This is a genomic window from Erwinia aphidicola, from assembly GCF_024169515.1.
GTDB classification, from domain to species: Bacteria; Pseudomonadota; Gammaproteobacteria; order Enterobacterales; family Enterobacteriaceae; genus Erwinia; species Erwinia aphidicola.
In genome coordinates, this window is record NZ_JAMKCQ010000001.1 from 2166949 (window position 1) to 2189352 (window position 22404).

Annotated in this window: 20 protein-coding genes; 11 read left to right on the forward strand and 9 right to left on the reverse strand. The window is 58.2% G+C overall.

From position 1 onward, the window contains the following. Window positions 1-4: 4 nt before the first annotated feature. Genes J2Y91_RS09980 through J2Y91_RS09990 form a run of 3 tightly spaced genes read right to left on the reverse strand, consistent with a single transcriptional unit; the run spans window position 5 to window position 3770 of the window. A complete protein-coding gene (locus tag J2Y91_RS09980) occupies window positions 5-1105 on the reverse strand; it encodes an ABC transporter substrate-binding protein (RefSeq protein WP_133624944.1) in 1101 nt (366 codons plus the stop codon). Further along, window positions 1102-2202, reverse strand: coding sequence for an ABC transporter permease (locus tag J2Y91_RS09985; protein WP_133624943.1), 1101 nt, complete (start codon window positions 2200-2202; stop codon window positions 1102-1104). The genes J2Y91_RS09980 and J2Y91_RS09985 overlap by 4 nt, the downstream gene beginning before the upstream one ends. Window positions 2203-2243: 41 nt before the next feature. Further along, complete coding sequence (locus tag J2Y91_RS09990; RefSeq protein ID WP_133624942.1) at window positions 2244-3770, reverse strand: sugar ABC transporter ATP-binding protein; 1527 nt, start codon at window positions 3768-3770, stop codon at window positions 2244-2246. Window positions 3771-4104: 334 nt separating this feature from the next. Between J2Y91_RS09990 and J2Y91_RS09995 the strand changes: the two genes are divergently transcribed. Continuing rightward, complete coding sequence (locus J2Y91_RS09995) at window positions 4105-4902, forward strand: IclR family transcriptional regulator (RefSeq protein ID WP_048917509.1); 798 nt, start codon at window positions 4105-4107, stop codon at window positions 4900-4902. Between the two features lie 40 nt (window positions 4903-4942). Here the strand turns inward: J2Y91_RS09995 and J2Y91_RS10000 are convergent, their stop codons facing one another. Beyond that, complete coding sequence (locus tag J2Y91_RS10000) at window positions 4943-5851, reverse strand: LysR family transcriptional regulator (protein ID WP_133624941.1); 909 nt, start codon at window positions 5849-5851, stop codon at window positions 4943-4945. A 96-nt stretch (window positions 5852-5947) separates the two neighbouring features. On the opposite strand from J2Y91_RS10000, the gene J2Y91_RS10005 reads away from it, so the two are divergent. Further along, on the forward strand, window positions 5948-7015 hold the full coding sequence (locus tag J2Y91_RS10005) for an SDR family oxidoreductase (protein ID WP_133624940.1): 1068 nt from the start codon (window positions 5948-5950) through the stop codon (window positions 7013-7015). 138 nt (window positions 7016-7153) lie between these two features. Next, window positions 7154-7933: an L-threonylcarbamoyladenylate synthase gene (locus J2Y91_RS10010; RefSeq protein ID WP_048917503.1), complete on the forward strand. Its 780-nt coding sequence runs from the start codon at window positions 7154-7156 to the stop codon at window positions 7931-7933. 86 nt (window positions 7934-8019) lie between these two features. Here the strand turns inward: J2Y91_RS10010 and J2Y91_RS10015 are convergent, their stop codons facing one another. Next, window positions 8020-8913: a LysR family transcriptional regulator gene (locus tag J2Y91_RS10015; protein WP_133624939.1), complete on the reverse strand. Its 894-nt coding sequence runs from the start codon at window positions 8911-8913 to the stop codon at window positions 8020-8022. 136 nt (window positions 8914-9049) lie between these two features. Between J2Y91_RS10015 and J2Y91_RS10020 the strand changes: the two genes are divergently transcribed. Both J2Y91_RS10020 and J2Y91_RS10025 read left to right on the forward strand, forming a co-directional pair. Beyond that, the gene (locus tag J2Y91_RS10020) at window positions 9050-10360 is read left to right on the forward strand and encodes a 3-isopropylmalate dehydratase large subunit (RefSeq protein ID WP_133624938.1); all 1311 of its coding nucleotides are present in this window, start codon (window positions 9050-9052) and stop codon (window positions 10358-10360) included. Beyond that, a complete protein-coding gene (locus tag J2Y91_RS10025) occupies window positions 10357-10905 on the forward strand; it encodes a LeuD/DmdB family oxidoreductase small subunit (RefSeq protein WP_133624937.1) in 549 nt (182 codons plus the stop codon). The genes J2Y91_RS10020 and J2Y91_RS10025 overlap by 4 nt, the downstream gene beginning before the upstream one ends. Before the next feature lies 1 nt (window position 10906). Here J2Y91_RS10025 and J2Y91_RS10030 read toward each other — a convergent pair whose 3' ends face one another. Continuing rightward, complete coding sequence (locus tag J2Y91_RS10030) at window positions 10907-11533, reverse strand: LysE family translocator (protein ID WP_048917501.1); 627 nt, start codon at window positions 11531-11533, stop codon at window positions 10907-10909. Window positions 11534-12145: 612 nt separating this feature from the next. Between J2Y91_RS10030 and treF the strand changes: the two genes are divergently transcribed. From treF to J2Y91_RS10045, 3 genes are all read left to right on the forward strand, one after another. After that, window positions 12146-13780 (forward strand): alpha,alpha-trehalase TreF, encoded by a 1635-nt coding sequence (gene treF, locus J2Y91_RS10035; RefSeq protein ID WP_366521327.1) that lies wholly within the window; start codon window positions 12146-12148, stop codon window positions 13778-13780. Between the two features lie 160 nt (window positions 13781-13940). Then, on the forward strand, window positions 13941-14720 hold the full coding sequence (locus J2Y91_RS10040; RefSeq protein WP_253538073.1) for an ABC transporter substrate-binding protein: 780 nt from the start codon (window positions 13941-13943) through the stop codon (window positions 14718-14720). Window positions 14721-14732: 12 nt separating this feature from the next. Beyond that, complete coding sequence (locus J2Y91_RS10045; protein WP_253539494.1) at window positions 14733-15818, forward strand: DUF2817 domain-containing protein; 1086 nt, start codon at window positions 14733-14735, stop codon at window positions 15816-15818. Window positions 15819-15820: 2 nt separating this feature from the next. Here the strand turns inward: J2Y91_RS10045 and J2Y91_RS10050 are convergent, their stop codons facing one another. Beyond that, window positions 15821-16600 (reverse strand): HalD/BesD family halogenase, encoded by a 780-nt coding sequence (locus tag J2Y91_RS10050; RefSeq protein ID WP_253538076.1) that lies wholly within the window; start codon window positions 16598-16600, stop codon window positions 15821-15823. An 803-nt stretch (window positions 16601-17403) separates the two neighbouring features. Continuing rightward, a complete protein-coding gene (locus J2Y91_RS10055; RefSeq protein WP_253538079.1) occupies window positions 17404-17838 on the reverse strand; it encodes a nucleotide triphosphate diphosphatase NUDT15 in 435 nt (144 codons plus the stop codon). A gap of 171 nt (window positions 17839-18009) precedes the next feature. Here J2Y91_RS10055 and J2Y91_RS10060 point away from each other — a divergent pair, with 171 nt between their 5' ends. The 3 genes from J2Y91_RS10060 to J2Y91_RS10070 are packed head-to-tail and all read left to right on the forward strand — an operon-like array spanning window position 18010 to window position 21522. Beyond that, window positions 18010-18528 (forward strand): sorbitol dehydrogenase family protein, encoded by a 519-nt coding sequence (locus J2Y91_RS10060; protein ID WP_253538082.1) that lies wholly within the window; start codon window positions 18010-18012, stop codon window positions 18526-18528. Between the two features lie 28 nt (window positions 18529-18556). Further along, a complete protein-coding gene (locus J2Y91_RS10065; RefSeq protein WP_133624931.1) occupies window positions 18557-20146 on the forward strand; it encodes a GMC family oxidoreductase in 1590 nt (529 codons plus the stop codon). Next, a complete protein-coding gene (locus J2Y91_RS10070; RefSeq protein WP_099754419.1) occupies window positions 20146-21522 on the forward strand; it encodes a cytochrome c in 1377 nt (458 codons plus the stop codon). The genes J2Y91_RS10065 and J2Y91_RS10070 overlap by 1 nt, the downstream gene beginning before the upstream one ends. Before the next feature lie 43 nt (window positions 21523-21565). Here the strand turns inward: J2Y91_RS10070 and J2Y91_RS10075 are convergent, their stop codons facing one another. Then, window positions 21566-22204 (reverse strand): RpiB/LacA/LacB family sugar-phosphate isomerase, encoded by a 639-nt coding sequence (locus J2Y91_RS10075; protein WP_133624930.1) that lies wholly within the window; start codon window positions 22202-22204, stop codon window positions 21566-21568. Between the last annotated feature and the right edge of the window lie 200 nt (window positions 22205-22404).

A 22404-nucleotide genomic window follows, 5' to 3' on the forward strand; every position in this document is an offset into this window, starting at 1 on the left:
TCCGTTACTTCACGCCCCAGATAGTTTTGTAATGCCCCTGATAATCATTCTGCGGGTCGTAATGGTTCTGCGGCCCGCCGTCGCTGCCGATATTATCGCGGGTGATCAGATGCGCGGGGGTGACGTAACCTGATGGCGGCTGCCCGGCAAAGGCGCGGTTAAACTCATCCAGCAGCTGCCAGCCGTGCAGTTTCAGCGGCTCGGCCACCGTGCCGATCTGGCTGTCGCCGCTGCGAATACGCTGGAAGGCAGAGATTGACCCATCCCCGGCGGAGATATTAAACGGCGCGTTTTTGCCGCCTTTGCCGGCGGTCTTCAGCGCCGGGGCCATAAAGTCAAAGTAGAGGTCGTTGATCGCCAGCGCGTACTGGAAGCTGTCGCCGTATTTTTGCAGCAGGCTGAAGGTCATCGACGGCATACGGTTGGCGGTATCGGCCAGCGGGGTATCGATAAACTCCACCACTTTACAGCCGCTGCATTTCTCAATTTCCTGCTTCATCGCGTTGGCCTTATCCAGGGCAATTTGATACAGCGAATCGGTGAAAATCAGCACCTGCGCCTTGCCACCGGACTGCACCACCGCATACTGCGCGGCAAGGCGGGCGACCTCGTTAGAGTCTGAGGTGATGTTGGCGACCACGTTATATTTGGCAATCGGTCCCGGCTGCGGTTCGGCGTGCCAGGCCATCAGCACGATTTTTTGCTGAACCGCTTTTTTCAGCGGAATTTTCGCCACGTTCGGATTCCAGCCGCCAATAACAATGCCGTCAGGGCGCTGGGCGATCGCCTGATTGAGCGCCGCCAGCTGATCTTTCACCGAGCCGCCACCGTCGAGGGTTTCCAGCTTCCAGCCCGCCGCCGCCGCGGCTTCACTCAGCCCCTGCTGCACGCCCTGCACGCCGCCGTTTTTCATATCAGAGGCGATAAAAATCACCTTCTTATTCTTTTGCAGGGTCGGGCCGGTCGTCGGGCCGTCCCACTCTGTGACGCTGGCAGTGGCTTTGGTGACCGCCGCCGTGGCCCGATCGAGATAGCTGTCGGCCCAGGCGGGCAGCGAACCTGCCAGCAGGGCGCCAAGGGTCAGAGCAAGAAGATGACGTTTCATAAGGTACTCCCTGGAGTGAGGGTTTTCTGGTTATTGTCAGGAGTGGTAGCCGGAGCGGTTTGACTGCGCACCACGGCCTTTTGATTCAACATCCGGCGACGCTGGGCGTAACCGGCGAGGGTGATGGAGAGCAGCAGGGTGGCGCCGTTAAACAACGGTTCAACCCAGAAGTCGCCGCCGAACTGCTGGATGCCGGCAATGCCGATTGCCAGGATGGCGATGCCGACCACGGTGCCCCAGACATTCACGCGTCCGGGGCGAATGGTGGTACTGCCGAGGAATGCACCCACCAGCGCAGGCAGCAGGTAATCCATGCCGACGCTGGCCTGACCAACGCCCTGTTCGGCGGCGATTAGCACCCCGCTGAAGCCGGTCAGCACGCTGGAGGCGATAAAGGCACCGATGGTAAATTTATTCACCGCAATACCGTTCAGCCGCGCCGCCGCAGGGTTACCGCCTACGGCATACATGCAGCGGCCAAGCGGGGTGTGTTCGGTGATCAGCCACAGGATAATGGCCACGGCCAGTACGTAGAACGCGCCGATTGGGATACCGAAGATTTCGGTATGATGCAGGGCGGTAAAAGCATCAGGCAGATCGCCGACGATCTGGCGGCCGCCGGAGTGCCACAGCGCCACGGCGTACAGCACGGTGCCGGAGCCCAGGGTAGCCACGAAGCTATCGATATCGGCCAGCGCCACCAGAATGCCGTTCAGCAAGCCGTAAACGGCGGAGATGGCCAGTACGGTCAGCACCGCCATCTGCCAGGAGAAGCCATATTCCACCTGTAAGGTGATGGCGAGGATATGCCAAAGCACAATACCAAAGCCGACGTTCAGGTCGATTTTGCCAACAATCATCGGAATGGTGGCGGCCAGCGCCAGCAGGGCAATTTTGGCCTTACTGGCGAGGATCGCCTGTAAGGTCAGCATGCTGGCAAATGAGGGCGACAGTAAGGAAAACAGCAGGGTGAGCAAAATACACAGCAGCAGCAGGCCGTAGCGGGTGACGATCTGCATCAGCCACGCGGCGGGGCCGTGCTCGCTGAGGCTGACCCGCTGTTCCAGCGCGGTAGACTTCACGGATGTTTTGGACATAGCAGCTTCTCCTGCCACCGTTGGGAGGTGGCGTTAATCATTCAGGCGGTGGCGACAGGGGTTTCGTGGCTGGCAGAGGCCAGTTCGAGTAAGTTGGCAAAGGTGACGCGTTCATTTTTCAGTTCACCCACCACCTGACCACGGTTAAACACCAGCGCGCGGTTGCAGATATGGGCGATCTCTTCGAAGTCGTTGGAGATCACCAGCACCGCCACGCCGTCGGCCAGCGCTTTATTCAGCAGGTGATAGATCTCTTCCCGTGCGCCGACATCGACGCCAGCGGTGGGATCTTCGAGGATCAGCAGCGGGGCATTGAGGTGCATCCAGCGCGCCATCACCACTTTTTGCTGATTGCCGCCGGAGAGGGCGCTGATGTCGAGGTTGACGTCTTTCGGACGGACATCGAACAGCTGCACTTTCCACCAGCTGGCCCCGATTTCGGCGCGGCGGCCGTAGCGTGACAGCAGGGCATGGCCGCTGGCGCAGGGATTAATAAACAGGTTTTCGCGCACGCTCATCGACATCACCAGGCTTTCGCCAGTACGGTCGCCTGCCACCAGAGAGATACCTGCGGCCATCGCCTGCTGCGGCGACTGCGCGTCATACCGTTTGTCCCGGAACTGAATGTTGCCGCCGCTGCGCTGGCGCAGGCCAAACAGCAGGCGACCAATCTCCTCCTGCCCGGCACCGCGCAGACCGGCCAGCGCCAGCATCTCGCCGGGTTGCAGGCTGAAGGAGACCGGGCCGACCTCATCAATACACACCTGGTCGAGAGCCAGTACCGGATCTTTGCCTGCCGGCAGGGCTTCACGCCGGTCGCCGTCGATCGCTTCTCCGACGATCATTTCCACCAGATTGCGCAGGGTGTATTGCGCCGTCATCCCGCCCGCCACCCGTTTGCCGTCGCGCATTACGCAGACGCGATCGGCAATCTCTATCACCTCATCCAGACGATGAGTGACGTAAATCATCCCGACCTTCTTACTTTTCAGATGGTTGATCACGCTGAACAGGTGGCGCACGTCGTTGGCGGGTAGCGAGGCGGTGGGCTCATCCAGCACCAGTACTTCGGCGTTGACCGCCACGGCACGGGCAATCGCCAGCAGGGATTTTTCGGTACGCGACAGCTCAAATACGCGGGCGTCCGGATCGAGTGCGATGCCGACCTCCTCCAGCGCCGCACGCGAACGTTCACGCACCGCACGCCAGTCAATCAGCCCCAGACGGCGGGTAAATCCCATCACCAGCGCCATATTCTCCGCCACGGTCATCCACTCAATCAGCCCGAGATCCTGATGGATAAAGGCGATCGGTTGCTGACGGGCGGTTTTTAAACTGGCGGCAGAAGCGATGCTGGTATGTTGAAAACGGATCTCCCCGCTGTCGCGGGCATAGACTCCGGCCAGCACTTTGATCAGCGTGGACTTTCCGGCACCGTTTTCCCCCAACAGGGCGACCACTTCGCCAGGGAAAACCTCCAGACTGACATCGTTAACAGCGATATTGCCGCCAAAGCGTTTGGTGATATGGCTCAGAGTAAGAACCGGCGTACCGGGTGTATGCTGCATGACAGCCTCCTGCAACTCCTGGTGGGCATTCAACGCGGCGTGGTTAGGAAAAAAGCACCGCAATATTCCAATATGCGAAATCAAGTTTCAAAAATACTATTCTCAGTTGCAGCGGAAAGCAAAGGCACGGGTGTTTTATTTGTTTAGATAAAACAATGATTTATTTTTGATGTTGTGGAATTGTGATGGACAGCGCACTTCTGCAGCGGGCGCCTGCGGGTGAAATTCTGCCTAAAACGGCGCTGAAACAGGGTTCCATGTTCACAGTGCAGGGTGCATGGGGTAACATCGGGCCACTCCCCGTTGCGGGGCAGGAACTTAAGGGGAAGTGTGGATGAGCGTGAAGGACGATAAGAAAGACAAGCCGCTGGGCACCCAGAGCCTGTTTCGTGGCCTTCAGTTGATTGAACTGTTAAGCAACTATCCGAACGGCTGCCCGCTGGCCACTCTGTCTGAGCTGTCCGGAATGAATAAAAGTACGGTACACCGCCTGTTGCAGGGGCTGCACAGCAGCGGCTATGTGACTCAGGCACCGTCGCCGGGCAGTTATCGTCTGACCACTAAATTTATCTCCGTCGGGCAGAAGGCGCTCTCGTCGCTGAACGTGATCCACGTTGCGGCGCCGCATCTGGAAAAACTCAATCTTGAGGTCGGTGAAACCGTCAACTTCTCCAGCCGCGAAGATGACCATGTGATCCTGATTTACAAGCTGGAACCGACCACCGGCATGATGCGGACCCGCGCCTATATTGGCCAGCATATGCCGCTTTACTGCTCGGCAATGGGCAAGATTTTTATGGCCTGGGGCAGCGAAGATTATCCCGCGCAGTACTGGCAGAGCCATCAGGACACTATCCAGCCGCTAACGAAAAATACCATCACCACGCTACCGGAGATGCTGGACGAGCTGAAAAATATTCGTCAGCAGCAGACGGCGATGGACCGCGAAGAGAACGAGTTGGGCGTTTCCTGTATTGCCGCGCCGGTGTTTGATATTCAGCAGCGGGTGCCGTTCGCGGTATCGGTATCGTTACCGACGGCGAAACTGCAGCAGATTGGGGTGAAAAAACTGATGGCGCCGGTGGTGGCGACCGCCAAAGCCATCTCCGCCGAATTGGGCTTTCACGGTTAATGCATCATCCCGGGGCGGCCCGTGTTGCGGTCGCCTCGCTTTATTCAATTGTTAATTTCTCCAGCGTGTTCAGCAGGGCATCCACCTTCGGCGTCAGCTGCTTTTTACGTGGCCACACCACGTACAGCGGTAAACCCGGCACGCTCAGCTCCGGCAGGAATGGCACCAGCTCGCCATTGGCTAACTGCTCTTCCATCAGCCACGTTGCCATCTGCGCCACCCCCAAACCCGCCATTACCGCTGCGCGCTGCGCTTCGCCATCCCCTAAAGCCATGCGGTGCGCCACGGTGCGCGTGGTGACCCGTCCGTCCGGCGAGGTGACGTGCCACGGGCTGGTACTGCCGTCGCCGCGGTAATAGACAATCGCCCGGTGCTGCTCCAGCTCGGCCAGCGACTGCGGCGTGCCGTGCTGAGCCAGGTAAGCGGGCGAAGCGCAGAAGATCAGCCGCTCGCAGCCCTGGTAACGTACGCTGAGGGAGGGGGGATAGTTGCCCGGCCCGCCGATGCGGATCGCCACATCCACCCCTTCCTCAAACAGATCGACAAAGCGGTCGGAGAACGACAGGCTGAGCTGCATCTCAGGGTATTGCAGGCAGAACTGGTTGAGCAGCGGCAGCACGTGCAGGCGGCCGTAAGTGTGCGGCACCGTCAGCATCAGGCGCCCGACCGGGATGGTGCGCTGGGCGGCCAGCACCGCTTCGGCTTCCGCCAGTTCGTTCAGCACGCGGGTACAGGTATCATAAAATGCCTGTCCGGCGTCGGTCAGCGCCAGGCTGCGGGTGGTGCGCTCGAACAGCCGCGAGCCGAGCCGCTCCTCCAGCCGCGCGACACTCTTACTCACCGCCGAACTGGTCAGATGCAGGCTCTCCGCCGCCGCGGTAAAGCTGCCGTGTTCCACGGTGGCAACAAACGGGGTTATCCCGCGCAGACGATCGTCAGATAGCGCCATTCATTCCTCCAGTTCATTAATCCTGTGAATTTATACCTGAGATGGGAATTATATTCTCTATTAAGCTTAACCCATCAACCGAACAGGAGAGAACCTATGCAACAACGAGCTTTGATTGTCGGCGTCAGTGGCGTCACCGGAAGTGCGCTGGCGGAACGTCTGCTGGCTGAGGGCTGGGCGGTTTACGGGCTGTCGCGCGGGCGGACTCCGGTCGCTGCAGGCGTGCAATCGCTGACTGCTGACCTGACCGATGCCGCTTCCGTACAGTCCGCATTACAGGGCGTGGTAGTGGATAAGGTGTTCTTCAGCGCCTGGGCGCGCCAGGAAACTGAAAAAGAGAATATCCGCGTCAACGGCGGCATGGTGCGTAACGTGCTGAGCGCGCTGGGTGACTCGCTGAAGGGCGGCCATGTGGCGCTGATCACCGGTCTGAAACACTACCTTGGCCCGTTTGACGCCTACGGTAAAGGCGCCGTGCCGCAGACGCCGTTCCGTGAGGAGCAGGGCCGCCAGCCGGTCGAAAACTTCTACTACGCGCAGGAAGATGAGGTGTTTGCCGCCGCAGAGAAATACGGTTTCAGCTGGAGCGTGCATCGCCCGCATACGGTGATTGGTTTCGCCGTCGGCAACGCGATGAACATGGGCCAGACGCTGGCGGTGTATGCCAGCCTGTGTAAACAGAGCGGGCAGCCGTTTATCTTCCCTGGCTCGAAAGCGCAGTGGGAAGGGGTTAGCGACATGACCGACGCACGGCTGCTGGCCGATCAGCTGCTGTGGGCGGCGACCACGCCGTCGGCGCAGAATCAGGACTACAATGTGGTCAACGGCGACGTGTTCCGCTGGCAGTGGATGTGGGGCGAAATTGCCGACTACTTCGCTATCGAAGCCGCGCCGTTCAGTGGCGAAGTGCAGCCGCTGGAAGGCCGGATGAACGACGCCCCTGCCCAGTGGCAGGCGCTGGCGCAGCAGCACGGGCTCAAGCAGGACGATGTGACTAAGCTGGCCTCCTGGTGGCACACCGATGCCGATCTCGGTCGCCCGATGGAAGTGTTCACCGACGTCAGCAAAAGCCGTCAGGCCGGGTTCACTGGCTATCAGCCAACGCGTGAAGCGTTCTTCGAACTGTTCGATCACCTGAAAGCCGAGCAGCTGATCCCGCGCTGAGAGGCAACGGTTGTTTCCTGATGGAAACAATCGTGCGCTTTGATAGTTTATTGTTGCGCTGAAAACTGGCTGTGGCAGGATGGTTTCAACGGGTGATTACCCACTTAAATTGAAACGAATCTGAATTAAGGGTCTGCTATGAACGATAAAGTTGTTAACTGGAATGGTGGCTTACAGCCGGAAGCCGTGAAGATCCTGTCTGCTGAAGGCGGCATGATCGTCTGCCCAACCAAAGTGGGCTACATCATCATGACTTCCGATGCCAAAGGTCTGGAGCGCAAATTTGACGCCAAGCAGCGTAACCGTAACAAGCCGGGCGTCGTGCTGTGTGGTTCTCTGGCGCAGCTGAAAGAGCTGGCGCAGCTGAACCCGGAAATCGAAGCGCTGTATCAGCAGCACTGGGACAAAGACGTGCTGCTGGGCTGCATCCTGCCGTGGAAAGAAGAAGCGGTTGCGCGTATCCCGGATGACGGTTCTAAAGATCTGATGATGGACCGCCGCCAGACCAGCTGCTTCGTGATTAAGTTCGGTACCCCGGGCGAAAATCTGGCGAAAGAGCTGTGGGAAAACCACGGTAAATTCTCCTTCGCCAGCTCGGCCAACCCGTCAGGCAAAGGCAACCGTGGCCTGGTAGAGGGCATCGGTGAGCGCATTGAGCAGCACGCTGACCTGATTATCGCTGCCAACGACTATGTGAAATCTATCCAGCCAAACGAGTCTGAAAAGACCCGCTATGAGCAGGGTGTGATGGTGGCGATGGTTGATGATAATGGCAAACTGGTGCCAGAGCAGAAGGGCGAGCGCAATATTACCCCTTGCCCGGTACTGATCCGCAAAGGTCTGGACGTGGATAAGATTATGTCGATGATGTCGGATATCTTTACCACCTGGGATTACCGTCACGGCAACTATTATTAATCTTCTGCCGAAGATGAATAAAGGGCTGACCGAAACAGAAGGTCAGCCCCTACTGTAGGGGGCGATCTTCTTTTCGATCGCCCCTTTTATTCCTGCAACGCCTTCTGCAAATCTTCAATAAATAATCTCACCCGTGGCGAAATGAAATTATCACTCTTCACCAGAATATACGATTTATAAATATCCATTTCCCAGTCGGGTAATATCTGCACCAGCCTGCCGCTTTCCACCGCTTCCTGCGCAATATAACTCGGTAAATAAGCAATGCCGGTCTGCGCGACCGCGGAATTTAACAGGGCGATACTGTTGTTGGCGCGAAAACGGCTGCGCACCTCAATATCTTTCTTCTGCTTTTCCTTACGAAACGGCAATGAAATGGTGTGGGCGGGGCCGCGGAACAGAATAAAATCCTGGCGCGGCAGGTCGTCCGGGCTGGCGATGGCATTCAGCTTACTGAGATAGCCCGGCGCGGCATAAAGTCCCCAGGCAATATCAATCAGCGGTCGGTAGTGGCGGTGATCCGGCAGGTCGCGGGTGATGGCAATGGCGATATCAAAATGGTCATCTTCCAGATTCACCGGGCGGTCGGTGAGATCGAGGTCAATGCTGACGTGGATATTGCCCGCCACAAAGCTATTAAGCACCGGTACAATGCACTGGCAGCCAAAGGTGACCGGGGCCACGACGCGCAGGCTGCCGGTTGGCTCCTCATGGAACTGGCGGATAAACAGGTCTGCGCTTTTCACCTCGTGCAGAATGCGGTAGCAGTAGTGATAATAGGTCATACCGACTTCCGTCACCTGAATGCGCCGCGTGGTGCGCTGCAGCAGCTTCGCCCCGAGACGCACTTCCAGCGCCGAGATCTCTTTACTCACCGAGGATTTTGCCAGCCCGAGCGTCTTTGCCGCTTCGGTATAGCTCAGCGTTTCCACCACCCTGGCAAAAATAATCATCCCGTGCAGGTTTTCAAAATCGCTCATTATTATCCCGGATTGTTTTCAGGCGGAAACAGTGCGCGATATTAGCATATTCCGCGTTTACTGCGCAGGGAAAAGCGCTATGGTGATTAAAATTCATTTACTCCCCGGTAATCTCACAACGCAGAGAGTTAATTTAATGGGTCAGACAATTAGCCAGAAAATACTCGCCCGAGCCAGCGGGCGCGAAAGCGTCACGCCTGGAGAAATAGTTTGGGCAAAGGTCGATATATTAATGTCGCACGATCCCTGCACGCCCGGTGTCGCCAGCGTATTTAAAAAAGAGTTTGGCGCCCAGGCTAAAGTCTGGGATGCGCAACGTTTTATTATGATCCCGGACCACTTTGTCTATTCTGCTGATGCGCAGGCGAATCAAAATATTCGCGTGATGCGCGAATTCGCCGCGGAGCAGGGAATTAAACACTTCTACGATGTGGGTACGCCACAGTATAAAGGCGTCTGCCACATCGGGCTGGCGGAAGGGGGGCATACTCGTCCTGGTGAAGTGCTGCTCGGCACCGATTCGCACACCGTAACCGCCGGGGCGTTTGGCTGTTTTGCTATTGGTTTGGGGATCACCGATGCTGCCTACGCGCTGGGCACAGGCGAGATCCCGCTGAAAGTGCCCTCCACTATTCGCGTTAACTACCACGGCGAACAGCCCGCCCACGTGCAGGCGAAAGATCTGATCCTCGCGCTGATGGCGGAGCTCACGGCAGACGGTGCAACCTATGAAGCGATTGAGTTCGGCGGCAGCGTGGTGGAGGCGATGTCGGTCGATGAGCGTATGACGATGTGCAATATGGTGGTGGAGTGCGGCGCGAAAAACGGCATTATGGTGCCGAACCAGGCGACGCTGGATTATCTGGCCGGGCGCACTGATATCCCTTATCACGTGGTCGAGGCCGATGCCGATGCCTGCTACAGCCGGGTGATGGAGTTTGATGTCTCGACCATGCAGCCGCTGGTGGCAAAACCGCACTCGCCGGATAACGTCGTTACGGCTGACAGCCTGAAAAATGTTGCTGTCTCACAGGCTTATATTGGCTCCTGCACCGGCGGCAAGCTGGCGGATTTTCACGCGGCTGCGCAGGTACTTAAAGGGCACCAGGTGTGCATTCCCACCTTTGCCGTTCCGGCGACCAAAGAGGTATTCCATCAGCTGATCGCGACTCAGCTCGACGGCCAGTCGCTGTATCAGATCCTCTGCGACGCGGGTGTGCAGCTCTCTGCTGAAGCCGGATGCGCCGCCTGCTGCGGCGGCCCTGCCGATACCTTTGGCCGGGTGAATGACCCGATATCGGTGATCTCCACCACCAACCGCAATTTTGTCGGACGCATGGGCCACAAGCGGGCCTGCATTTATCTTGCCTCACCTTATTCCGTCGCGGCGGCGGCAGTGACGGGCACCATTACCAACCCGCTGGGCATGACAGGAGCAGCACAATGAACGCCATTATTCAGGGTGCGGTGTACGTACTGGGTGACAATATTGATACCGATCAGATTCTGAGTGCCGAATTTCTTAAGGTCAATCCCTCCACGCCGGAAGGCTACGCGCAGCTGGGAGCACTGGCGATGTGCGGCCTGCCGGAAGGTGCCCAGCCGTTTATTGATGCCGTCAGCGGGCGCAGCGCCTATCCGATCATCGTGGCGGGAAAAAATTTTGGCTGTGGGTCGTCGCGGGAACATGCGGTGGTGGCGCTGGGTGCGGCGGGGGTAAAGGCGGTGCTGGCACAATCCTATGCGCGTATCTTCTTCCGTAACTGTGTGGCCACCGGGGAGCTACTGCCGGTGGCCTGTGGCCAGGCGTTATACCGGCAGTTATGCACCGGCGACCGGATAACCCTTGATACCGTCACGCAGAGCGTGACGCTGGAGGCAACGGGGGAGCAACTGGCGATCGACCCGGTAGGGGAGCTGGCGAGTATCGTTGATGCGGGCGGGCTGTTTGCCTTTGCCCGCGCCAGCGGACGCATCAAAACCGCCGGGTAAATTACTTCGCCGAGATGGCCAGTGCGCCACCGGCAAAGACGAACAGGCTGCCCGTGGAGCGGTTGAGAATGCGCAGACGGCGGCGGCTGGCGAAGACGCCCGATAGGCGGCGACCGGCGCAGGCATAGCTGAACATAATGCTGCAATCCAGCACCGCCCAGGTGATGGCCAGCGTGGCGAACTGCAGGGCGTGCGGCTGGCTGGCATCGATGAAGTTCGGGAACAGCGCGGCGAAGAACAGCAGATCCTTCGGGTTGCTGATGCCGACGGTGAAGCCTTTGCGGAACAGACGAAATGCCCCTGGGGCCTCTTCCATTTCGCTGGTGCTGACCGCCGTCGGCTCGCTGTTATCGCGCCAGGCAGCAATTCCCAGCCAGATCAGATAGGCAGCGCCCACCACTTTCAGCACGGTAAAGGCGGTGGTTGAGGCGGCGAGGATCGCGCCCAGACCCAGCGCGGAGGCCGTCATCAGCATCATTGCGGCCAGTACGCCACCGCTGACGGTCGCCAGCGCCTGCCTGCGGCCATAGCGCAGGCCGTGGGTCATGCTGATCAGCGCCGAAGGGCCGGGAATGGCAATCAGTGCGGCAATCACACCGGTGTACGCCAGCCAGAGTTGAAGCGTCATGAAAAAAATCCTTTAATTTACAACCCTCTGCCTGAGAGTCTCAGCGTTAGGGGAATGGGGTTCAGAGTAAAGCCTTTCGAAGGCGCAATAGTTTATTTTCCCGGCGATAAGAAGTAAATCTCCGCCGTAAGAAATATCCCGATTCAGATGTAGGATTGTGCTGAGTATTGTCTGAAACCTCAGTTCGGCGCCCGATTTGCAACTTTTACACCGGTGTAACACCCGGGCGGGTAACGGCTCGGCAAGGGTAATCTCGACCTGTTCAGCGGAATGTGAACTAATTGTCTGTTCATACTGAAGATTATGGCGCGCTGCGCGAATTTACGCTGTTTTATCAGTTTGGCTTCTCAGCGGGATAACTCGCTGTAATAAATCAATTAATTCATCGAAATTAACACTACGATTAACATTGTCAGTTTGTGTTTATTTTCCAGTAATACTTCCCCTGTCTGTCAATAAATTAAGGGAAATTCGCCATCTGTTTATTTTTTGAAATATCTCTTCATTAAGAGTAATAGAAACATCGGGTTGCGTCGCGAGACTGCGGTACTATAATAGGTTGCTTATTCACCAAGCGACTTTGTCGGACTTTTTCGGCATCAGGAGGTTCTTATCACTTTCAACCAAAACGAAACGCTGATTGACAATAACCATACTGAATATGAAGCCTGGTATGATGATTATGAGTCGGGTCCAGAGGCGGGGGTTGAACCGCAGCCGGAGCCGATTCGTGGGCTGCCCGCCCCGGACATCCTCACCCCGTCAGACCGTTATCAGGATCTGTTCGAGGCGGTGCAGATGTCGCGTATTTTCCCCGACAGCAAAACCTTTGCCGACTGTGCGCCGAAGATTGAACCGGAGCGCATCCTGTATCGCTATTATCTGGAACGCGAGCAGCAGCAGTTCGACCTGCTGAAGTTTGTGCTGGAGAATTTCGATCTGCCGGGGACTTATGACAGCCGCTATGTGTCTGACCCCACCAACACCATGGCGCAGCACATTGATGCGCTGTGGCCGGTACTCACCCGTCAGCCGCAGAAGCACAGTGAGTTCTCCTCCCTGCTGCCGCTGCCAAAACCCTATGTGGTGCCGGGGGGTCGCTTTAGTGAGACCTATTACTGGGACTCATACTTCAGCATGCTGGGCTTTGCGGCGGCAGGGCGCTGCGATCTGATGCGCAATATGGCTGATAACTTTGCGTGGATGATCGACAAGTACGGCCATATTCCTAACGGCAACCGGACCTATTATCTCAGCCGCTCGCAGCCGCCAGTGTTCGCCATGATGGTCGAGCTGTTTGAGAAGAACGACGTGCATGAAGCGGCGCACTATCTGCCGCAGCTGAAAAGCGAATATGCGTTCTGGATGGACGGGCAGGAAAACCTGCAGCCGAATCAGGCCTATCGCCACGTGGTGATGCTGCCGGACGGCTCGGTGCTGAACCGCTACTGGGACGACCGCGACACGCCGCGCGACGAATCCTGGTATGAGGATGTAGAGACGGCCCGCCAGTCGTCACGCCCGGCGAGCGAAGTCTACCGCGACCTGCGTGCCGGGGCGGCTTCCGGCTGGGACTATACCTCGCGCTGGCTGAGCGAGCCTGGCCGTCTGGAGAGTATCCAGACCACCAGCATTGTGCCGATCGATCTCAATGCGTTCCTCTACAAGCTGGAAACCACCATTGCGCGCCTGTCGGCCAGCAAAGGCGACCAGGCGACTGCGGATCGCTATCAGCAGCTGGCGCTGACGCGCCGTGAAATCGTTGATAAGTATCTGTGGGAAGAGGATACCGGCCTGTATCGCGACTATAACTGGCGCGATGGCGAAAAGGCGTCGTTCTCTGCCGCTGCGGTCACCCCGGTGTATGTCGGCATGTCGAGCCTGGATCAGGCGACGCGCACCTCGAAAGCGGTGCGGGATTATCTGCTGGCGCCGGGCGGCATGCTGTGCAGCATGGAAGTGACCGGCGAGCAGTGGGACAGCCCGAACGGCTGGGCGCCGCTGCAGTGGCTGGCGGTGAAAGGCTTCAACAGCTACGGCGAAGAGCTGCTGGCGCAGGAGATTGCCAGCCGCTGGCTGAAAACCGTCGGTGCGACCTATGACCAGCACCATAAGATGGTGGAGAAGTACAACATCAGCGGTGATGCCGCGCTGCTGGGCGGCGGCGGTGAGTATCCGCTGCAGGATGGCTTCGGCTGGACCAATGGCGTGACGCGCCGCCTGCTTGAGATGTATCCACAGCTGTAATGACCCCGGGGCGGCACGCTGTCGCCCCGTTTAATTTCCCCGCGCATTATAAAAGTGGCTTATAAACGGCCGCGCTTTCATAAGACAAATGCTTTATTTCTTGATGTGAAATCATGCTATTACTGGTGCTTAACCCTATAAAGCTCCCGGAGATCGTGGCATGAAAAAACTGACTTTAACCGCGCTGGCACTGTTGGTGGGGTTTAGCGCTTCGGCATTTGCCGCTGAAGAGCTGCGCTTCGGCGTCGACCCGACTTTCCCACCGTTTGAATCGAAAGCGCCTGATGGCTCGCTGCAGGGTTTTGATATCGATATGGGTAACGCTATCTGCCAGCAGATGCAGGTGAAATGCGTCTGGGTGCAGACCGGCTATGACGGCATCATCCCGGCGCTGCAGGCGCGTAAATTTGACGCAATTCTCTCGGCCATGGCGATGACCGAAAAGCGCCGCCAGCAGGTGGCCTTCACCGATATGCTCTACAACACGCCGAGCGCACTGCTGACGCGTAAAGAGAGTAAGCTGCTGCCGGAGCTGGCATCGCTGAAGGGCAAAACCGTCGGCGTGGCGCAGGGCACTACCCAGGAGGGCTACGCGAAAGCGATGTGGGGCAGCCAGGGCGTGGAAGTGATTAGCTACCCTAACCAGTCCGAGATTTATCCGGATCTCGCTTCGGGGCGTCTCGACTCCACCTTTACCAGCGCGGCATCCGCCGAATCGGGCTTTCTGAAAACCCCTCAGGGTGCCGATTATCACATTGCCGGTAAACCGCTGTATGACCCGAAATACTTTGGTGAAGGCGTGGGGATTGGGCTGCGTAAAGATGACACTGCGCGCATTGCCAAAATTAACGCGGCGATGGCCGAGCTGCATAAAAACGGCACCTACGACCAGCTGTCGAAAAAGTACTTCAGCTTTGATGTTTACCACCGCCCGGAGTAGACCATGACGCAGATAACACTGCCCGATTATCGCCAGCAGCGGGCGCGCTTCCTGGCGGCCGCTAGGCGGCTGGGCGGGGTAGTCACTTGCTATCCGCACCCGCTGGCCGGACCGCAGGGTGAGGCACTCTCAACCGAGGTGGCGGTGATTGGCCGGGCCGATGCGCCGCAGGTGATGCTGGTGGTTTCCGGCACGCACGGCGTCGAAGGGTATTATGGTTCTGACAGCCAGATCGCCTGGCTCGACGCGCTCGACGGCAGTTCGCTGCCGCCGCACGTGGCGCTGGTGATGGTGCATCTGATCAATCCCTGGGGCACCGCGCACCTGCGCCGCGTCAATGAAGATAATGCTGACCTGAACCGCAACTTTATCGATTTCAGCGCGGCTATTCCGCAAAACCTGGCGTACCCGCAGCTGCACAGCATTTATCGCTGTCAGGATATTGATGGCCCCGAGCGCGCTGCCGCCGATATGCAGATGGCGCAGAAGTGTGCCGACATGGGCTGGAGCGGCGTAAAGCGTATTGTCGAAGCCGGACAGTATCAGTTTGCCGACGGCATTTTCTACGGTGGCTGCGAGCCCAGCTGGTCGCAGCGCACGCTGCGTCAGATTATTGCGAATCATCTGCAAATGGCGCGGCGGATTATCAGCTTCGATCTGCACACCGGCGCGGGGGCTTACGGCCATCCGATGCTGTTAGCGATTGCCGAGCGCCCTTATGCGGCGCTGGAGCAGGCTAAGCAGCTGTTCGGCGAGTGGCTGACGGCGATCGTGACCGGTGACAACCGCGACAGCGAAACCGGGGTCACCGCGACGGCAACCGGCTATCTGTCACAGTTTATGCTCGATCAGCTACCGGACACCGAGCTGCTGCAGCTGGTGGTGGAGTGCGGCACCTACGAAGGGCAGGAGATGCACCGCCGGGTGCGCGACGATCACTGGCTGCATCTTTACGGCGACCCGCTTAGCGAGCAGGGCATCGCATTGAAAAAGCAGCTGTTTGAGGGGTTCTATCCGGCGGATGAAGACTGGCGAGCGCTAACGGCACTGCGTACCCGCCAGATCTTTCAGCGCGGCTGGGATGCCCTGATCGGCTAAGGCTACAGGCGCCCGTAGAAGGTCATGCGGGCGCTTTCCGACAGCGCAATATCCGGTTGTGCATTGTAAGCCAGCACCACCAGCATGCGCGTGGTATCGCCTTCCGTGGGCGAGACGCGATGCAGCGCATTACGCCCGCGGAACAGCACTAAATCCCCCGGTTCAATCGCCAGCTGCTGTACCGCACGTTCCCCGTCCAGCACTTCGGCCACCCCGGCAAAATTCATTTCACCCGCTTCCGCATCACGCAAATGGCTGACGTACTCAAACACGCCGCCCGCCTCGGGTTTCTGGATCAGCAAAGTAATAGCAAATGAGGAGTTATCGAAGTGCCAGCCCAGCTCCTGCCCGGTGTGCGCGTAGTGCAGGTTGATAGAGGAGAGCGTGTCGGCATAAGGATAAAGCTGCTGCTCCTGCAATACCCCGCAGAGAAACGCCTTAAACACCGCCGAGTCATACAGGGTACGCAGCGCGGAATCGGCCGGGATCTCTTCATCGGTGATGCAGCCTTTCGACGAGACCACCTGGCGGTTGCGCGGATGGTTGTCAGCATAGTGCGCATCGGGCTTTTGCAGATAGACGTTGTGCTGGCTGGCAGCGTAGAACGCCAGCTGCTGATTTTCATCGCCTTCCTGCTTAATCGCGGCCAGCGCATCCGCAGTCAGAAAGCCGCGCAGCACCAGCGCGCCGTCGCTGGCCAATTGCTGCTGGCAGCGGGCGATATAGTCAGCATCGTCAATCGGGTGGGTAGTGAGGTTAAGCAGCGGGGCAAGAGGATTCATCGCGTTCTCATCGGCAGAATGGGGATAAACCAATGTAAAGCTTTGCCCGACGCGTTGCTACGGGTTGTGGCTGATTTCTCATCAGATTATGGACAAAAAAAAGAACCCGATCTTTCAACCGGGCTCTCTTTCTCTGCGCTCGCCGCTGCGGGTAACAGCGACGAGGGCGGTGCGACAAGTACTCCCCAACAGGCGATATATTAGTACGCTTTGTGAGCAGGGTCAATGTGCGGTTATTGTGAAATTATCACTCAGGGTATTATAATTTCAGCGCTGTTGAAGAGTCGTCGTCACTTTTAAGGTGGGCAAGAAAAAGTTTTCGCTCCCGACCGGTAACAGGTGGTGCTGCCCGGTTTGCCTCCACCTGAGAGGGCGACAAGTGCTCCCCAACAGCGAGTACACGCCGTCAGGGGAAATGGAAAGGCACTGATGGTGCGGTGCGCACTCTCCCACAAGGAGCGTGCCGAGTGATAATTGCAGAAGCAATTCTGCTGGCGTTGAACATTGTTCTCGCCAGCCTGCAAATTGTCGTTGCGATAAAGCAACTGACCAGTAGCCGGTAAGGACACTGGAACTCTGAGCAAAGGCGAAGCTAACCCCTTCGCCTTTTTTCGTCTCTATCTAGAATAAAAGCAAAAAAAGAACCCGATCTTTCGACCGGGCTCTCTTTCTCAGCGCTCGCCGCTGCGGGTAACAGCGGTAAGGGCGGTGCGACAAGTACTCTCCTCAACGGGTGAGATTTTAGTACGCTTTGTGAGCAGGGGCAATATGCACTTATTGTGAGATTATCACTGACGGGATTATCATTTCGCCGCTTTCCCAGGGCCACCATTGCTCAGCGCGTTGAGATCGGTTTCTGCCAGCAGCGATCGCAGCGGGGCGAACAGCGGCTGCGGCAGAGCGCCTACGTCAAACCACTGCCAGCCTTCACATTTTTCCGGTTCCAGGCGCTGCGGCGTGCCTTCGGCGTCGTAATTAAGCATAAAAATCGTGACGTAATGTTTCTGCTCACGGCTGAAAAAGTCGTTTGTAAAGGGACCATTAATACATTTCCCTAAGGTTAATCCGGTTTCTTCGGCGACCTCCCGTACAGCGCACTGCTGCGGTGTCTCGCCATACTCCAGATGCCCGCCGGGGGCTGACCAGTCGCCAGCACCGTGGCTGCCGCTGCGTTTCCCCAGTAACAGCAGGCCATTGCGGAATATCAGGACGCCAACGCCCACTCGTGGATAGGCCATATTTGCTCCTCGCGATAATGTTTTAAGCCGCCTCACCCTGCCCTCCGCCGAGGGCTGAAGTAAGACTGGGGTATCAGCTAAGCTTAACTATTGCCCTAATTTACAATCCATTTACAAATCCGCCTGCATAGTGTGAAACTGGTCACAATTTTTCAAACCAGGCACCCATTTATGTTAACACGCAGGACTCTCATTACTTCCGCTGCGGCGCTGCTGGGCGTGGCGGTACTCAATCCGTCACTCTCCTGGGGCGCCGCGCCCGCAGCCTCGAGCGACAGCCATATTTTCTACCGGATCTCGCTGTTATTAACCGGACGCACCCAGCTTAGCCCGCTGGTTTCAGAGCGCGCACTGCACTGCCTGGCGGCGGAAGATGCGCAGTTTCCAGCCCATCTTCAGCAGCTGAGCAGCGCGTTGCAGAGCGCGGGCATCACTCAAGCGGACCAGCTTAACGGTCATGCGCTGATGCAGGGTGGCAGCGGTGACACGATCAAAACCATTATCTCAGCCTGGTATCTCGGCTACACCGGTACGCCGGTTGCGCTGCGTGCCGTTGATAATACCCGTTTTGTCACCTACACCGATGCGCTGATGTATGCCCCGACGCTGGATGCCACCGTCATCCCAACGTATTCCCGTGGTCATACCAATTACTGGACCCAGCCGCCAGCAACACTAAAAAACGATTAACTCTTTCTCTTTTAATGTGAGCACCACGATGAGCCAACAATACGATGCCGACGTGATTGTCGTCGGTTCCGGCGCGCTGGGCAGTAATGCCGCCACTACGCTGGCCCGCATGGGCAAATCGGTGATTATTCTGGAAGCCGGAGAGAAGATCCCGCGCTGGAAAATCGTCGAAAACTTCCGTAATTCGCCGAAAAAAGGCAACTATAACTCGCCGTATCCGAACGAGCCCTGGGCGCACCACTCTTACGACGAACAGTATATTGAAAATACCGGTTCGTTCGACTTTCGCCCCGGCATGCTGAAGCTGGTGGGCGGCACGACCTGGCACTGGGCCGCAGCCTGCTGGCGCTATCTGCCGAATGATATGAAGCTGAAAACTCTGTACGGCGTCGGTCGCGACTGGCCGATGGAGTACAGCGAACTGGAGCCGTATTACCAGAAGGCGGAAGAGGCGCTCGGCGTGTGCGGCAGCGATACGGACGACCAGAGCGGCCAGGGCGGCAGCGCCTTTCCGCCGCGCTCAAAACCGTACCCGATGGAGCCGGAAGGCGAAACCTATATTTTCCAGCGCCTGAAAAGCCGCCTCAGCCCGGCCGGGTACCACTTTATCCATGAGCCTAATGGCCGCGCCACCCGTCCTTATGACGGTCGCCCGGCGTGCAGCGGCAACAACAACTGCATGCCGGTGTGCCCGATTGGCTCGATGTACAGCGGCGACAAGCACGCGCAGCACGCGGAAGATGCCGGGGCGCGTCTGCTGACCGACTCCACCGCGTGGAAGCTGGAAAAAGGCGCCGACGGTAAGATTGTGGCGGTACACGTACGCAGTTCAAAAGGCGTCGATACGCGCCTGACGGCGAAATATTTTATCGTTGCCGCACACGGGCTGGAAACGCCCAAGCTGCTGCTGATCTCGGATGTCGCCAACAGTTCCGATCAGGTTGGGCGTAACCTGATGGACCACACCGGCATGGGGCTGCAGTTCCTTGCCGATGAGCCGCTGTGGCCCGGCCGGGGAGCGGTGCAGCAGGGCGGCATCTTCAACTATCGCGACGGCGACTTCCGCAAAAAACACGCCGCCATCAAACACGCCATGTCGAACAACGTGCCGAATATGGCGGTGGCGCAGCGGCTGATCGCCAAAGGGGTCATCGGTAAGGCGCTCGACGAGCAGATCCGTCACCAGGCCGCGCGCTGGGTGGATATCTCCACGGTATTTGAGATCCTGCCGCACGCCACCAACACCGTGCGCCCGAGCAGCACGCGCAAAGATGCCCTCGGCATCCCGATGCTGACGGTGCATTACGAGGTGGATGATTACGTCAAGGCGGCGAAAAACGTGGTAGATGCCGACTATCGCCGCTTCGTCAGCCTGATGGGCGGAGAAGTGGTGGAGGACAACACCGGCTGGCAGAACCGCGACCACCTGATGGGCACGGTGATCATGGGCGCTGACCCGAAAGATTCGGTGGTCAATCACGAATGCCGCAGCTGGGATCACAGCAATCTGTTCCTTGCGACGACGGGCGTTATTCCGGCTTCCGGCGTCATCAACCCCACGCTGACCGGCGTGGCGCTGAGTATCCGCATGGCGGAAATCATTGAGAGGGAGATCTGATGATGAAAACGCTTCTGACTACTCTGCTGCTGACCTGCGCTTTCAGCGCGGCGGCGGCTGATGCACAGCCTGACCCGGCGCTGATTGCCCGCGGTAAGTACGTGGCCGTCGCCGCCGACTGCGGCGCCTGCCACCGTCAGACCGCTGAGAACGGCGCGCCGTTTGCCGGGGGCTACGCCATCGACTCGCCGATGGGGCGCATTATTGCCAGCAATATCACCCCGTCGAAGCAGTTCGGCATCGGCAACTACACGGAACAGCAGTTCGCCGACGCGCTGCGCAAAGGGGTGGCCGCCGACGGCAGTAACCTCTACCCGGCGATGCCGTACACCGCCTATCAGGGGATGACCGATGAGGATATCCGCGCGCTATACGCCTACCTGATGCACGACGTGAAGCCGGTCGAGCAGGCTCCGGCGGAGAAAACTCAACTGGCGTTCCCGTTCAATATTCGCCAGATCATGTGGGGCTGGAACCTGCTGTACCGCGACGATAAGCCTTTTAAACCGCAGGCCGATCTCAGCGCGCAGCTCAATCGCGGTAAATATCTGGTCGACGTGCTGGCCCACTGCAGCACCTGCCATACCCCGCGCAACCTAATGATGGCGGAAGAGAGCAGCCGCTATCTGGCGGGCAGCCCGCTGGGTGGCTGGTACGCCCCCAATATTACGCCGGATAAATCAGGGATTGGCGACTGGAGCCAGCAGGATATTGTCACCTATCTGAAAACCGGCCACCTTGAGGGCAAAGCGCAGGCGGCGGGTGCGATGGGCGAAGCGGTGGAGCACAGCTTCCAGTACCTGCCGGATAACGATTTGCAGGCAATTGCCGCGTGGATCAAACAGGTCCCCGCGCAGCAAAGCCCGCTGGCGGTCACCGCTGATAAACCGGCTGCGACCGATATCAACGCGGTGATTAGCGGGCAGGGCGACCAGGCTTCGCTGGCGGACAGCGCCACCACCGACGGTGCGGTGCTGTACAGCGGCGCCTGTTCCAGCTGCCATGGCCGGACGGGCGAGGGCACGAAGGATAACTTCTACCCGTCGCTGACCCACAACAGCGCGGTCTCCGCCGCCACGCCGAACAACCTGGTGATGACCATCGTTGACGGCATTCATCGTAAAAGCCGCGATGCGGACGTGGGCATGCCAGCGTTTGCTACCGAGCTGAACAACGCGCAGATTGCCTCGGTCACCCGCTATGTGCGCAGCCACTTTGCCGGAATTAATGATGAGTTAACGGCCGATGAGGTCGCCCAGCTGCGTCAGGGCGGGCAAGCGCCGCTGATTGTGCGTTACATGAACTGGCTGATTGCCGGAGGCGTGGTGCTGGTGCTGCTGCTCCTCTTCGCGCTGCTGCGCCTGCGCAGGCGCTAACCTCGCCAACCCATGAGCGGACCGTTCTGGTCCGCTTCTCTCTCTAACGCAGACGTTCCTGCACAAAATCACGGATGCTGCTCTCCTGACAGTGTTCAAAGAAGCAGTGCTGGAAGCGTTCCCCGGAAATCGCCGTTTTCACCAGCTCCGGGTCAATGGCGCGCAGCGTATCGAGATAGTTATCTTTGATCACCGCGGCCTTCACCTTGTTGAGGATCCCGGCGTTGCGCACCTGTGGCTCTTTGCGCTCCGGTGGGTAACCCTGACCTTTGGCACCGGCGAAGGCCTTCTCAAAGATAAAGCGCAGGTTCAGCTCCGCGCCCCAGCCAAAACCTTTAGCGAACGGCAGCGACAGCGCATTGCCATTGTTGATCTGGGCAAATAAATAGGCATCCGCCGGGTCGATGCAGTAGCCGCACACCACGCCGGGGTGAATATTGAGAGAGACCAGCGCGCCCTGACCGGTGCCGCACCCGGCGATGACAAAATCCACGGCTTTTGAATTCAGTAGCAGGCTGGCCATAATCCCCAGGTGGATGTAGGTCAGGTGGTGATCCTGCTCATCGCTCATGCCGACGTTATACACCGGAAAGTCCTGCTGGGCGGCAACCTGCTGCAGTTCATTCAGCACGATGGCGTTCTTCGCGGCCTGGCTGTTTTCCATCATCAATGCAATTTTCATCCGGTCTCTCCTGATTAAGCGGGTCGTGATGTCAGGTGAGTGTAGTGCGACCCGCCGAAGAGCTCAAGTAAAAGTAAAACAGCGTTTCATTTTTGTGATTTGGCTATCTCATCCCGCGACGAGATCAAATTCTGTGATGAAACTATCACTTAGCTCGCAGCGGCATGACTATCCTGCGGGTGGGACTTTTCAGGAGAACA

What these genes read in the sequence shown, in the direction of transcription:
- J2Y91_RS10025 (WP_133624937.1), top strand. Translation starts at nt 10,357, where the DNA reads ATGAACGCCATTATTCAGGGTGCGGTGTACGTACTGGGTGACAATATT.
- J2Y91_RS10005 (WP_133624940.1), top strand. Translation starts at nt 5,948, where the DNA reads ATGCAACAACGAGCTTTGATTGTCGGCGTCAGTGGCGTCACCGGAAGT.
- J2Y91_RS09995 (WP_048917509.1), top strand. Translation starts at nt 4,105, where the DNA reads ATGAGCGTGAAGGACGATAAGAAAGACAAGCCGCTGGGCACCCAGAGC.
- J2Y91_RS10015 (WP_133624939.1), bottom strand. Translation starts at nt 8,913, where the DNA reads ATGAGCGATTTTGAAAACCTGCACGGGATGATTATTTTTGCCAGGGTG.
- J2Y91_RS10030 (WP_048917501.1), bottom strand. Translation starts at nt 11,533, where the DNA reads ATGACGCTTCAACTCTGGCTGGCGTACACCGGTGTGATTGCCGCACTG.
- J2Y91_RS09990 (WP_133624942.1), bottom strand. Translation starts at nt 3,770, where the DNA reads ATGCAGCATACACCCGGTACGCCGGTTCTTACTCTGAGCCATATCACC.
- J2Y91_RS10075 (WP_133624930.1), bottom strand. Translation starts at nt 22,204, where the DNA reads ATGAAAATTGCATTGATGATGGAAAACAGCCAGGCCGCGAAGAACGCC.
- J2Y91_RS10055 (WP_253538079.1), bottom strand. Translation starts at nt 17,838, where the DNA reads ATGGCCTATCCACGAGTGGGCGTTGGCGTCCTGATATTCCGCAATGGC.
- J2Y91_RS09985 (WP_133624943.1), bottom strand. Translation starts at nt 2,202, where the DNA reads ATGTCCAAAACATCCGTGAAGTCTACCGCGCTGGAACAGCGGGTCAGC.
- J2Y91_RS10070 (WP_099754419.1), top strand. Translation starts at nt 20,146, where the DNA reads ATGATGAAAACGCTTCTGACTACTCTGCTGCTGACCTGCGCTTTCAGC.
- J2Y91_RS10000 (WP_133624941.1), bottom strand. Translation starts at nt 5,851, where the DNA reads ATGGCGCTATCTGACGATCGTCTGCGCGGGATAACCCCGTTTGTTGCC.
- J2Y91_RS10010 (WP_048917503.1), top strand. Translation starts at nt 7,154, where the DNA reads ATGAACGATAAAGTTGTTAACTGGAATGGTGGCTTACAGCCGGAAGCC.
- J2Y91_RS09980 (WP_133624944.1), bottom strand. Translation starts at nt 1,105, where the DNA reads ATGAAACGTCATCTTCTTGCTCTGACCCTTGGCGCCCTGCTGGCAGGT.
- J2Y91_RS10060 (WP_253538082.1), top strand. Translation starts at nt 18,010, where the DNA reads ATGTTAACACGCAGGACTCTCATTACTTCCGCTGCGGCGCTGCTGGGC.
- J2Y91_RS10020 (WP_133624938.1), top strand. Translation starts at nt 9,050, where the DNA reads ATGGGTCAGACAATTAGCCAGAAAATACTCGCCCGAGCCAGCGGGCGC.
- J2Y91_RS10050 (WP_253538076.1), bottom strand. Translation starts at nt 16,600, where the DNA reads ATGAATCCTCTTGCCCCGCTGCTTAACCTCACTACCCACCCGATTGAC.
- J2Y91_RS10040 (WP_253538073.1), top strand. Translation starts at nt 13,941, where the DNA reads ATGAAAAAACTGACTTTAACCGCGCTGGCACTGTTGGTGGGGTTTAGC.
- J2Y91_RS10065 (WP_133624931.1), top strand. Translation starts at nt 18,557, where the DNA reads ATGAGCCAACAATACGATGCCGACGTGATTGTCGTCGGTTCCGGCGCG.